Source organism: Nocardia sp. NPDC004604, assembly GCF_040609795.1.
Lineage (GTDB): Bacteria > Actinomycetota > Actinomycetes > Mycobacteriales > Mycobacteriaceae > Nocardia.
On record NZ_JBEXLC010000213.1, the window covers coordinates 1 to 11,231 of the forward strand.

The 11,231-nt window shown below is 63.8% G+C and carries 7 protein-coding genes and 3 pseudogenes; 4 read left to right on the forward strand and 6 right to left on the reverse strand.

Annotation, left to right across the window (positions count from 1 at the left end; translation table 11 throughout):
• Positions 1 to 1,248, forward strand: a 1,248-nt coding sequence (locus ABZW16_RS40595) for a catalase (protein WP_354961476.1), incomplete at its 5' end; no start/stop codon positions are given.
• A gap of 86 nt (positions 1,249 to 1,334) precedes the next feature.
• A pseudogene (locus ABZW16_RS40600) lies at positions 1,335 to 1,490 on the forward strand (diguanylate cyclase); the annotation flags it as partial.
• Between the two features lie 50 nt (positions 1,491 to 1,540).
• Here the strand turns inward: ABZW16_RS40600 and ABZW16_RS40605 are convergent.
• The 6 genes and pseudogenes from ABZW16_RS40605 to mdlC form a co-directional block, all read right to left on the reverse strand.
• Positions 1,541 to 2,188, reverse strand: coding sequence for an NAD(P)-dependent oxidoreductase (locus ABZW16_RS40605; protein ID WP_354961477.1), 648 nt, complete (start codon positions 2,186 to 2,188; stop codon positions 1,541 to 1,543).
• The gene (locus ABZW16_RS40610; RefSeq protein ID WP_354961478.1) at positions 2,188 to 2,322 is read right to left on the reverse strand and encodes a hypothetical protein; all 135 of its coding nucleotides are present in this window, start codon (positions 2,320 to 2,322) and stop codon (positions 2,188 to 2,190) included. The genes ABZW16_RS40605 and ABZW16_RS40610 overlap by 1 nt, the downstream gene beginning before the upstream one ends.
• Positions 2,323 to 2,673: 351 nt before the next feature.
• Entirely contained in the window at positions 2,674 to 3,186 is a 513-nt protein-coding gene (locus ABZW16_RS40615) for a DNA starvation/stationary phase protection protein (protein ID WP_354961479.1), read from the reverse strand.
• A 478-nt stretch (positions 3,187 to 3,664) separates the two neighbouring features.
• Positions 3,665 to 4,321 carry a response regulator transcription factor gene (locus tag ABZW16_RS40620; RefSeq protein WP_354961482.1) on the reverse strand — a complete coding sequence of 219 codons (657 nt, stop codon included), beginning with the start codon at positions 4,319 to 4,321 and terminating at the stop codon, positions 3,665 to 3,667.
• 218 nt (positions 4,322 to 4,539) lie between these two features.
• Positions 4,540 to 4,788 (reverse strand): annotated as a pseudogene (locus tag ABZW16_RS40625) (protein kinase); the annotation flags it as partial.
• A 484-nt stretch (positions 4,789 to 5,272) separates the two neighbouring features.
• Entirely contained in the window at positions 5,273 to 6,883 is a 1,611-nt protein-coding gene (mdlC, locus tag ABZW16_RS40630; protein ID WP_354961480.1) for a benzoylformate decarboxylase, read from the reverse strand.
• 378 nt (positions 6,884 to 7,261) lie between these two features.
• Here mdlC and ABZW16_RS40635 point away from each other — a divergent pair.
• A pseudogene (locus tag ABZW16_RS40635) lies at positions 7,262 to 7,724 on the forward strand (IS3 family transposase); the annotation flags it as partial.
• Between the two features lie 534 nt (positions 7,725 to 8,258).
• On the forward strand, positions 8,259 to 11,231 hold a 2,973-nt coding region (locus ABZW16_RS40640), incomplete at its 3' end, for a condensation domain-containing protein (protein WP_354961481.1).

The following is an 11,231-nucleotide window of genomic DNA, read 5'->3' on the forward strand; positions in this document are numbered from 1 at the left end:
CGTATCGCGGCTGGGGGCAAGGTGGCGCCTTCGTCGATTTCGCGGCCGCGCTGCTCCGGTGATTCGTACATGGGCGCCGTGAGGTTCTACACCGAGCAGGGCAATTTCGATCTGGTCGGCAATAACACACCCGTCTTTTTCGTGCGGGATCCGATGAAGTTCCAGGATTTCATCCGGTCACAGAAGCGTCGCGCCGACAACAATCTGCGCGATAACGACATGCAATGGGATTTCTGGACCCTGTCGCCGGAATCGGCGCACCAGGTGATCTGGCTGATGGGAGATCGCGGCATCCCGGCCACCTTCCGGCACATGAACGGGTACTCCAGCCACACGTACATGTGGATCAACGCTGCCGGCGAACGGTTCTGGGTCAAGTACCACCTAAAGACCGATCAGGGCATCAAGTTCCTCACCCAGGACGAAGCCGCCCATATGACCTCGATCGACATGGACTACCACCAGCGTGATCTGTGGAGAGCGATCGAAGGCGGTGAGTATCCGAGCTGGACCCTGAAGATGCAGATCATGCCGTTCGACGACGCGAAGACCTACCGCTACAACCCCTTCGATCTCACCAAGGTATGGCCGCACGGCGACTATCCGCTGATCGAGGTCGGCAAGATGACCTTGAACCGTAACCCGGCCAACTACTTCACCGACATCGAAGAAGCGGCGTTCGAGCCCAATAACGCAGTACCCGGCACCGGCCCCAGCCCCGACAAGATGCTGCTCGGGCGCTGGTTCTCCTATGCCGACGCGCACCGACACCGGATAGGTATCAACTACAAAGAGCTACCAGTCAATTCGCCACACGGCACCGAGGTCCGATCGTGGGCGAAAGACGGCGCCATGCGCCACCACAACCCAGGCGATCCGGTGTATGTGCCCAACTCGAAGGGCGGACCGCACGCCGATCCCACGGTGGCGGGACCGCCTGCGAGTTGGTATGCCGACGGCGAGATGGTGCGAACCGCCTACACGCTGCGCGCGGACGACGACGACTGGGGACAGGCTGGCACCATGGTCCGCACGGTTCTCGACGACGCCGCCAGGACACGACTGGTCAACAACATCATCGGACACCTGCTCGACGGCGTGAGCCCACCCGTGCTCACCAGGACGTTCGCATACCTGCACAACATTGATAAGGATCTCGGTGACCGAGTCGAACAAGGAGTACGGGCCAAGCAGGCGCTACACGAACCGACCGCCGCAGAGCGACCGAAAGTCGGCCACACAAAGTAGGTGAAAAACCAACCCCCGCCGGTTACCGGATCGCGAGATCGGCGCAGCGCGAGGAGCATCGTCATGACCGAGCACATCGCAGGAGTCGCGATCCCCTCCTCGCCGCGTTCACCAACGGTTTCGGCGATCGGCCCGAGACCACCTTCGGAACCGTCAACGCCGACGTCCTTGCCCACTTCCAGCCCGGTTTCACCCGCACCGACTTCGTCGATGTCATCGAAGCCAGCCCCTGGCCCGAATAGCCACCTGAGGATCAGCGGCGAGGTGATGTCCTTATTGCCTTGCTCCTCGCCTACTCCGTTGCCAATGGCCCGCCGGCGACGGCATTCAGCAACTGCTGTGGGGCGATGTTGAAGGCCGCACTGAGAGTAAGGGTTTCGGCCATTCCCTCGACCAGGAGATTCAGCGAGTTGTTGAGCGCGATGCCGAGGCTGCTCCCGTCGCCGATACGTTCGAGCCAGAGTGTTCGCTGGCCGAGGGCACGGAAGATCGGCTCGACCAGCGGCCGGACCGGACGTACGCCCGAGGCGGGGATGAGCAGCTCTCCAGACTCGGCTAGTCCGGGACCGCCGACTACCGGGGCGTCGATGAACAGGATGTTGTTCCGGATGGCGAGGTCGGCGAGACGAGCGCAGTATTTGGGCTCGACAGTGCTCATTTGGATCCAGATCGCTCCAGGAGCAAGAGCCGATAGCGCACCGCCGGGCCGGGTCATCACGTGCTCGACGGCGGCGCCGTCGTCGAACACAGTGATCAACACCTCGGCGGGGGAGGCGGCGTTGCTGGAGACCCGGTGTGCTCCAGCGGCGACCAGTGCTGCCTCGACCGAGGTTCGATTCCACACCAGCACGTCGAACCCGGCGCGTAGTAGATTCCGTGCGATCGGTGCGCCCATCGTGCCGGTGCCCAGTACCGCCACGGTGCGCACCGAACCGGTCATCACATCGTCTCCGGGGACGGTCCGGCAACCGGCGCGTCTTCGTCGAACGAACCCCATTCACCGCCCGGTTGCCATGTACTGGACGCAATGTGGGAGACGCGCAGTCCGCTTCTTTCCAATGTTGTGGTCTTCATATCGACTACTTTCGCCTGAATGGCAAACTTTGTCGCCACGGCTGGCATCAATAAGTCGTTCCCGCCAGCCAGAATTGCGCAGGTCGTGGTCACGGCAATCACAATGCCGAGCAGTATTCCCGGTAGCCGGAATGCGCGCCGCCCCATGCTCGAGCAGAATGACCTCCATGATGTCGCCGGTCACGCCGTTGCGCTGTCTCATCGTCGACGTCAGCCCGGCCTTCCTTACCGCGGCCCGCGACCTCCCTGAACAGCAGGGGCAAGGTCGTGGCAGCTGGACCGCATTGGTTCACATCCGTGAATCCGCCGCCGGGCGAAGGGCGCGCCGGCGGCGGATCGAGGTTCGGGCGATCAGATCTTGCGATTCTCCGACTTGATCATCCAGGCGAGCTTCTCCAGCGAGTCGATGACCTCGTGCAGTAAGTCGCTGGTGCTGGGGTCCTCGGCGTCGACCGCATCATGCACGTCGCGGAGGGTGTCGGTCGCTGCATAGGTCCGTGTCGTGATCAAGTCGACGACATGGCCCGTATCCAGCTCATCGGCCGGAAAAGGCGGCAGGCTCGTCGTGACTGCGACGGTGTCGGATCGCCCGTCCGGTACGGCGTCCAGGGCCCGCATCCGCTCCGCGATGGTGTCGCTGGCTTCGCGGGCGGCGTCAACGAGTTCGTCGAGCTGCAGGTGCAGGTCGCGGAAATTGGTCCCGACCACGTTCCAATGGGCCTGTTTGCCTTGCAGGTGCAGTTCGATGAGATCGACCAGCACGCGCTGAAGGTTGGCCGTCAGCTCAGCTGAGGCCGTGAAATTACGGATATCGTCGGCGAGACGCCGGCTGACACTTTGATGATTTCGACGCGCTGTAGTCATAATTGCGCTCCTTTCCGAGGTGCGTTCCATGGGAACAACCGCCAATTCACTGGAGCGTTTCCAGATTTATGATCGTTGGAGTGATTGATGCCGTCGGGTGAAGAATGCGGAATCCGAGACTTACGGTTCGATCGTGCGTTGTAATTCACGTACCGGCGCGCTATCTGCATCCGCACGGCGGAATCCCCTGGGTTGCTTGTGGTATTTGCGGCTGTATACCGATACTTGCGCGGATCTGCGGCTGCGTCACTACGGCTACCGTCAATTCCGCGCCTCCGGTCAACGGGTAACCGAGGATGCGGGGCAGCGGTAGGGCGTATCTTCCGGCCGGGCGTGGGCCCACTCGGACGCTCACAAGGCAGCGCGCATCGCTGACGCAAAGTCTGTCGCAGCGGCCGGGGCGGTCGGTTGTGCGGTTCGACGAGCATCGCGGGACGCTGTGCCGGTGGAGCAGCGGCGGCTGGTCGATGTCCGGAGGTCAGCGAGCCTCGAGGAATCTGACGACGGCGAGGACTCGGCGATGGTCCTCGGCGGTCTCCGGCAGATTCAGCTTGGTGAGAATGCTGCGCACGTGCTTTTCGACGGTCCCCTCGGTGACCCATAGCCGGTGGGCGATGCCGGCGTTCGAACGTCCCTCCGCCATCAAAGCGAGCACCTCGCGCTCCCGCGCGCTGAGCACGGCAAGAGGATCGTTGCGTCGCCGAGCCGACACGAGCTCTTGAACGAGGGCCGGGTCGACGACCGAGGCCCCCTTGGTGATCCGTCGGAGAGTGTCGATGAAATCCTCCACGTCGGTGACCCGGCTCTTGAGTAGGTAGCCGATCCCACGACCACTGGCCAACAGCTCCATCGCATGCTCGACGTCGGCGTGCGCCGATAGCATGAGGATGCCGACTTGGGGGAGTTCGTCGCGGATCACCCGTGCTGCATCGAGGCCCTCGGTGGTATGCGTGGGCGGCATCCGAACATCGATTATCACCAGGTCCGGCACTCGGTCCCGGACCAGTGCCAGGAGTTGGGACGCGTCGCCGGCTTGTCCTTCGACGTCGAACCCGGAGCGTATGAGCAGGCTCGCTACACCTTCGCGCAGTAGCACGTCGTCTTCGGCCAGAATCACACGTAACCGAGTCGGCATCGGGTTGTTTCCCTCCATCAGAGGGGTCTCCACCTCGTCGTGGACAGGCTCACCACCGACTCGGGCGGGGATGGCCATATCGTCGACGGGCAGTCCATGGCGGTGCTGGATCCGGCGCAACTCGTCTCCGAATGCGGCCGCGGTGGCAGGGCGATCGTGCGGGTCCTCCGCCATGGCATGGTCGATGGCAGCGGCGATGTCGCGGGGAATGCTTGTTTCGGATGCCCGGACAGTTTGCCCATCGCGCGCTGCTCACGAACAAATCGTTCGACGTTGTCGGGGGCGAGGAGGGAGGTCAGCACCTTGATCGCCACGGTTCGGTCGAGTGAGCGCTGCTGACAGCGGTAGACCACGCCGAAGCCCCCGTGGCCGATCTCGTCCGCATCCTCGAACCCCGCCGCAGCCAGTTCCGCCGCGATCGGGGGATCAGGCTCATGCTGCGTCATCAGTGGACCGAATTCAGCCATCCTCGACCCCGAAATTCCCCTGCAGCCACTGCACGTACCCCATCACAACGCCCCTGGGCTGATTGTCCTCCAGCATACCGTCAGCACACCGCTACACAGCGGCGGTGAGTGAACGTCGGCGTCCACCACGGTTGCCGCGTATCTCCAGTTGGATGCATCAGCGGTGGCAAGTCATCGATCCGGTTGCGGCACGACCGCCGCGCTCGAACCGGCGGGCGCGACGCCGCACCGCGGTAGCGGGTCAGATGCCTTCGAGCGCTGGGGCGTGGGCGCTCACCCTGTCCGTATTGCGAACCAGAGGAACCGAATTCGGAACGACGGGAGTCGATCGGCGCTCGGCACCGGCGCCGGGCGCGGGAGTGATGGCGGCTGTCGGCCGAGCCGGAACGGCGGCGAGTCAACTGCAAGTCCGCAGTCGGCAGGCGCGGCCCTCGTCCTCGGGTCGGGTGACCCAGGGGTGGGATTCCCCTGGGTCACCCAAACCTCAGAGCATGGCCTTCTCCGGTTGGGTGGTCACCACGATGACCGTGGTGGTACCGGATTCCAGCGCGAGCCTGAACTCCTTTTCGAGGTCTCCGGTGGATGTGACATCGACGGCATGGCAGCCCAAACCCCGTGCGACGGAGGCGATGTCCAGGCCCGGTAGGTCGAGCCCGGGCACACCCGGCGTCTCCTCCAGTTCGGCGAAGGATTTGAGGATCGAGTACTCGTGATTGCGCATCACGACGTACACGATCGGCAAGTTCTGTTGTGTCGCGGTCCACAGGCCCTGGACCGAGTATTGGAACGATCCGTCCCCGATCAGACCGATCACCGGACGCGTGACACCGCGGTCCCGGTCGCCGAGCGCGACACCGACGGCAGCCGGTGCAGCCCAGCCGATACCACCGCTGGCAGTGGCGAAGAACGAGTCGGGCTCGACGGTGGGCAGCCATTCGGCATGTTGGGCCATGGTCGAGGTGGACTCGTTGACAAAGACCGCGTGCTCCGGACGGACCTCGCTGAGAGCCGCGTAGACCTCGGCCGGTGTCAGCGGGCTGCTCGGGTTTTCCGGCAGGCTCCGAGGACGCGGCATGGGCTTGGGCTGCGCGCGGCCGCTGCCGTCATCCACCAGCTCGGTGAGGAGTTCGATCGACAGCCGGGCATCGCCGAGGAGGCTGTCACCGATACGGGCCGCTGCGGCCGTCGCTGGGTCGTCCGTGATCTGCAACAGTTCGGTCCCAGCGGGGAGGATGTCGCCGGGCACGTAGGGGTAGTAGCGGAAGACCTCGGCCCCGATGACCACGACGAGATCGTGTCCGGCGAGCCGCTCGCCGACGGCCTTGACCGACATGCCGACCGAACCCTGGTACAGGGGATGGTCCTCGGGGAACGAGGCGCGGTCCGGAAGCGGCGGGCTGTAGACCGCGGCCTTCAATTTCTCGGCCAGTGCGATGCCGGCCTGCCATCCGCGCGCGCGGTCCACATCGGGCCCGAGGATCAGGGCCGGCCGCTGACTAGCGGTGATGCGTTCGGCGAAGCGCCGCAGGCGCTCTGGGTCGGGGGCGTAGGTCCTGCTGACATCACGCAGTACGGCCGGCCCTTCCAGGGGGTGGTTCCAGTCATCGAGCGGGATGGACAGGAACACCGGTCCCGCTGGCGGCTGCACGGCCATCGCATAGGCACGCATGATCGCTTCGGGTACGGCCTCGGCGCGTGCGGGCTCGTAGGACCACTTCACCCACGGCCTTGGCAGGTTCGCCGCATCGAGGTTGGTCAGGTACGGATCGCCGATCAGCAGCTCGCGGTGTTGCTGGCCGGCCGTGACGATGAGCGGAGTGTGCCCGCGGTAGGCGGCGACCAGGTTGCCGATGCTGTTGCCGAGCCCAGCGGAAGAGTGCAGGTTCACCAGCGCCGGACGCCGGGTGGTCTGGGCGAAGGCATCGGCCATGGCGATGACGGATGCTTCCTGAAGACCCAGCACGTAGGTGAAGTCCTCCGGGAAGTTCTTGAGGAAGGTCTCCTCGGTGGATCCCGGATTACCGAACACGGTCGTAAGGCCCAGCGACCTCAACAAATCGTATGTCACGCTGTGGACGGTCGATTTCGCGGTCATTTTGGTCAGTCAGCTCCCTTCGCCAGCAGGCGCCAGCAAACCGGGCGAGCTGTCATCGTGTGCGCATCGTCCGGCTGATAAGCCTTTCCAGCCGTATGTCACACAATCCAGCACAGGTTGCCGGCGGCAGGTGTAAGCGCAATGACGAAGAACGATGCTACCCAGAATCAAGATCTTTTACTGCGGGAACGGTGTTCGGAATCCGAGGGCAGTGGAGGGAGTGCGACCCGAATCAGCGGTGATCTGACGGTTCATCGCCGAGCATCGGGCCTGGTTCGGAGTCGCACCGATCAGCCGCGCTCAATGCGCACGGCTGCAAGATCGCCCCGAGAGCCTTCCACGTCTGGAACAAACGGGCACCATCGAAACGGCCCCTGAGCCGGGCGAATTCTCGGCTGGGAATGCTCGACGTCCGAGCACACCAGCTTCGTCGAATCCGCAATCCGACAATCGGCGGCGACCCGATCCGCGAGGGGCATCCATTGTCCGGCAGTGCAATTCATCATTCGGACACCGGGTCGCGATATGCATCGGTGCGGTTCGGTGAATCACTCGTATTGTCGGGGAGGATTCCGTCGATCGGCTCGGTCGGTGACGCATTCGATAATGCGCTGGCAGACGACAATTGGGCTCCACCGGACCGAGGCGGTCCGCGACGATTCACCGTTTCAGAGCGGCCCGCTCAACCGGCTCGCCGACGTCGAGACCCCTTACCGCGGAATGCGTCCATTGGTTCAATGCCAGTCGGCTCATGCACCGGCTCGGCTGCACACCACCGGTCGAATATGAAGCTGCACGTCCGCGCCGCGCAACCGGCCGGGTTGTGCGAGTGACCGGTTGATATCCGGCCCGAGCTGGCACGATACCGTCGCCGCCCAGGTGCAGCCCCGACGCGAACGACGCCATGGGCGATGGGGCACCAGCGGATCGAGCGGTGGCGGACCGCGGCCGAACAGCTCCCGGATTCCGGCGAGAATTCGAGAATCGCAATGCGAAGATCATGTGTTAACGGCCCTGGGTGAATTATGCCGATTTGTGAAATTCGCGAACGCGATTCGGTCGACTATTTACAAGACGAAAGTCATTGAAAGTGAGCGTATTCAGTCGACGAAACGAGGGGCGAAGGTACCTGCGTGACGCCGGTTTCCGTTCGACATCTGATACGCCACGGCGGGATCCCGCGATAGTCAAGTATGCCGCCAATTGCCTTGATCAACTCGGTGATTATTTCGCCGTCGAATTCCGAACGCCGGGTACACGCACGCCGTCCATTCGACCTGGACCGGCCGTGGCCGGCGCTGGAGGAGGCCAAATGACCGTTTTGCGACCACAGTTTCAACCCGAGCGGGGATCGAGCGCAGATACCGAGCCGGACGTGTCAGTAATAGAGCAAGTGCCGCTGTCTGCCGGGCAGCGGGCGTTGTGGCTGGCGCAGAAATTGAGTCCGGATGTGCCGATATCAGAGGCACAGTACGTCGAGTTGCGTGGCGGTCTCGACGTCGATCTGCTGCGCGAAGTGGCGATGCGGGCAGGCCACGAGTTCCAGTCGGGATATCTGCGGGTGGTTGAGGTCGACGGCGAGCCGTACCAGGTGTTCGACCCGTCGCTGGAGTCACCGGCGCCGGTGATCGATATGCGCGGTGAACCGGATCCCGTCGCGGCGGGGTTGGAGTGGATGCATCGGGAGTACACCACTCCGCTCGACATGACCAGAGACCGCTTGGTGGGAACGGCGATCGTGCAGGTCGGGGAGCAGCATTACCTGCTGTACAGCAGAATCCACCACGTCGCGCTGGACGGTTACGCCGGAATGATGATAATCAACCGGATCGCCGAACTGTACGGGGCGGCGCTGGAGGGCCGGACGGCGGAGCCGAACCGGGCCGCGGATGTGCGCGCCCTCTACGACGCCGACCGCAGCTACCGGGAGTCGAAGCGGTTCACCGACGATCAGGAATATTGGGTGAACAGACTCGCCGACGTCGGGGACGAGTCCAGTCTGGTCGCCGGGCAGGCACCCGCGCGCGCGAACAGTACAGTCGCGAAGGCCGAACTGTCGCCGACGACGGTGCAGCGGATCGAGCATGCCGCGAAAGCGTTGGACGCGAGCCCGGCCGCGGTGGTGATCGCCGCCTTCGGCTGCTATCTGGCGCGGATGACCGGCCGAGACGACGTCATGGTCAATATTCCCGTATCGGGTCGCACCAACGCCGTGCTGCGGCGGTCCGGCGGGATGTTCGTCAATGTCGCTCCGCTTCCGCTCACCCTCGATTCGAGCGACACCGTGGCGACGGTGACGCGGCGGGTGCAGTCCGATCTGGTGGGGGCGTTGCGGCACCAGCGGTGCGGCCTGACCGATATTCGTGCCGCCGTCGGATACCAGGGCGGACTGCGGCGTTTTGCGGGTCCGGTGGTGAATGTGATGTTCTTCTACCAGGAGATCCGATTCGGTTCGGTGACCGGGGAGTTCCATATCCTCAGTTCGGGGCCGGTCGACGATCTGCTGGTCGACCTGTATCAAACCGGGGAGCCGCCGCGGACGATTCTGCACTTGCTGGCCAATCCCAACCTCTATACCGACTCCGAACTCTCGGCGCATTGCACGAGGTTCGAGGAGTTTCTCGATGCGTTCGCCGCCGCGCCGGACACTGCGCTGGAGCAGGTTCACCCCGAAAGCGTTGGCGAGGGTGCTCGGATCCGCCGCCGCCGTGAGAATCTGGCGTTCTGGCGGGAAACACTCGCGGATCTGCCCGAGAACCTTCCGCTGCCGTTCGACCGGCCGCGGCCGGTGGTGTCGTCGAATCGAGCGGCCACGGCGAACTATGCGCTGCCTGCCGAGTTGGTTCGGGCGGTGGAAGGGTTTGCCCAGCAGCACAGTTCGTCGCTGTTCACGGCGATCCATGGCGCGTTGGCGGTACTGCTCGCCCGGTTGAGCGGTACCACCGACATTCCGATCGGCACACCGATTGCCGGGGACGGTGCCGCGGCGCGCGTGGTGTTGCGGACCGAGATCGATCCCGCTGAATCGTTCACCGATCTGCTCGGCCGGATCGAACAAGTCGATGTGGACGCCTTCGAGCACGCCGAGGTTCCGTTCGAGCAGGTGGTGGACCAGTTGGTGCCACAGCGGTCCCAGTCCAGGCATCCGCTGTTTCAGGTGCTGTTGGCGTTGCGGAATCAGGAGCCGGTGGGGTCGGCCCTGTCCGATTTCGAGCCGCTGGTGGTCGACCCGAGCGACCAAACGCCTGGATTCGATCTGCAATTCATCCTGTCGGAGGATCATGACAGCGGTCATATGACTGTCGCGCTCACCTACGCCACGGATCTGTTCGACGCTGCGACCATCGATTCTCTTGCGCATCGGTGGATTCGGATTCTGGAGTCGATCGTCACCGATCCGACTGTTGCGGTCGGGGCGATCGATGTGCTCGAACCTGCCGAACGAGCCGATCTGCTGACCCGTTCCGGCGCGCCCTCGGCACCGCCGGCCACGCTGCCCGATTTGCTGTCGGCAGCAGTCGCGTTCGATCCCGACGCCACCGCGATCGCGTTCGATGGACGACAGCTGAGTTATCGGGAACTGGACGAACGCTCCAACCGGTTGGCGCGGCAGCTCATCCGACGTGGCATCGGCCCGGAAGATGTTGTCGCGATCAGCATCCCACGTTCCGCGGACTCGATGCTCGTGGTCTGGGCCGTCGCGAAATCGGGGGCCGCCTTCCTGCCGATCGACCCGACCTATCCGGCCGAACGCATCACCCACATGATGACCGATTCGAACGCGGCCATCGGTCTGACCGTGCCAGCCGTACGCCCACAATTGCCCGACAATATGGACTGGCTGATATCGGACGAACTCGACACGTCCGGCGACCGGCCCAACACCGATGATCGTCCGATTATCGACAGCGATCGGGTTCGTCCGTTGCGGATCGACGATATCGCCTACGTCATCTACACCTCCGGATCGACCGGACGACCCAAGGGTGTCGCGGTCACCCACCGCGGACTCGGCAACTGCGCCGCGGAACACCGGCTTGCCATGGGCATCGAACCCGGTTCCCGCACGCTACATCTGGCATCACCCAGCTTCGATGTATCAGTACTCGAGTTGCTGCTCCCGCTGGCGGCTGGCGCGGCCATGGTCATCGCACCCAACGACGTCTACGGCGGTGATGAACTCGCCGCACTGCTCGACCGCGAACACATCAGCCACCTCCTCATCACACCTTCAGTACTGTCCACCATCGATCACACCCGTTGGCCGCTACCGGATCTGAAGTATCTGATGGTCGGCGGCGAGGACTACGGCAGCGCCAAAACTTATAAATGGAAGAGGCACCCCTGT

Coding starts and splice junctions, on each gene's coding strand:
- ABZW16_RS40605 (WP_354961477.1), bottom strand. CDS start 2,188: ATGACCGGTTCGGTGCGCACCGTGGCGGTACTGGGCACCGGCACGATG.
- ABZW16_RS40610 (WP_354961478.1), bottom strand. CDS start 2,322: ATGAAGACCACAACATTGGAAAGAAGCGGACTGCGCGTCTCCCACATT.
- ABZW16_RS40615 (WP_354961479.1), bottom strand. CDS start 3,186: ATGACTACAGCGCGTCGAAATCATCAAAGTGTCAGCCGGCGTCTCGCC.
- ABZW16_RS40620 (WP_354961482.1), bottom strand. CDS start 4,321: ATGCCGACTCGGTTACGTGTGATTCTGGCCGAAGACGACGTGCTACTG.
- mdlC (WP_354961480.1), bottom strand. CDS start 6,883: ATGACCGCGAAATCGACCGTCCACAGCGTGACATACGATTTGTTGAGG.